The 1,120-nt window shown below is 65.4% G+C and carries 1 protein-coding gene; it reads left to right on the plus strand.

Annotation, left to right across the window (positions count from 1 at the left end; translation table 11 throughout):
* Window positions 1-1,119 (plus strand): arginine deiminase (locus DWV32_RS09925; protein ID WP_233540455.1); only part of this gene is annotated, 1,119 nt, incomplete at its 5' end.
* Between the last annotated feature and the right edge of the window lies 1 nt (window position 1,120).

A 1,120-nucleotide genomic window follows, 5' to 3' on the forward strand; every position in this document is an offset into this window, starting at 1 on the left:
GTCCCGTTCCTGGAGGTCGCGCAGCAGGAGCACGACACCTTCGCCCAGATCCTTAAGGACCAGGGCGTGGAGGTGCTCTACCTCGAGAACCTCGTCGCAGAGGTGTTCGACCAGGTCCCCGGCGCCCGCGCCGAGTTCACCGACCAGTACATCGCCGAGGCAGGCATCCGCGGCCAGCAGATGCCGCAGATCGTCCGCGAGAAGCTGGACTCCATCGAGGACAACCTCGAGTTCGTCAAGAAGACCATGGCCGGCATGACCAAGGCCGAGATCGACATGCCCCTCACGGCGTCCACGACCCTCGACTCCCTGGTCAACTCCGAGTCCGAGTCCGACCTGATCATCGACCCGATGCCCAACCTCTACTTCACCCGCGACCCGTTCGCGGTCGTCGGCGAGGGCGTCAACCTCAACCGCATGTACTCGGTCACCCGCAACCGCGAGACCCTGTACGGCAAGTACGTCTTCAAGTACCACCCCGACTACAAGGACGTCTCCCTGTACTTCCGCCGCGACTGCCAGTTCCACACCGAGGGCGGCGACGTGCTGAACATCAACGAGAAGACCCTCGCCGTCGGCATCTCCCAGCGCACCCAGGCGGCCGCCATCGACGTCATGGCCCAGAACATCTTCTGGAACTCCGACTCCAAGGTCGAGCGCATCCTGGCCTTCGACATCCCGGTCTCGCGCGCCTTCATGCACCTCGACACGGTCTTCACCCAGATCGACGTCGATAAGTTCACGATCCACCCCGCCATCATGGGCACCCTGCGCGTCTACGAGCTGACCGCCGGCAAGAACCCGGGCGACGTGAACATCCGCCTGATCGAGGACACCCTCGAGCACGTCCTGGAGGACGCCACCGGCGTCGACCAGGTCAAGCTGATCCCCTGCGGCGGCGGCGACCCGATCGCGGCCTCCCGCGAGCAGTGGAACGACGGCTCCAACACCCTGTGCGTCGAGCCCGGCAAGATCTGCGTCTACGCCCGCAACACCGTCACCAACGACGTGCTGTACAAGGAGGGCCTGGACCTTCTCGTCGTGCCCTCCGCCGAGCTCTCCCGCGGCCGCGGCGGCCCGCGCTGCATGAGCATGCCCTTCTGGCGCGAGGACCTCTAAG

It is taken from the genome of Collinsella sp. AF04-24 (genome assembly GCF_003465685.1).
Lineage (GTDB): Bacteria > Actinomycetota > Coriobacteriia > Coriobacteriales > Coriobacteriaceae > Collinsella > Collinsella aerofaciens_AP.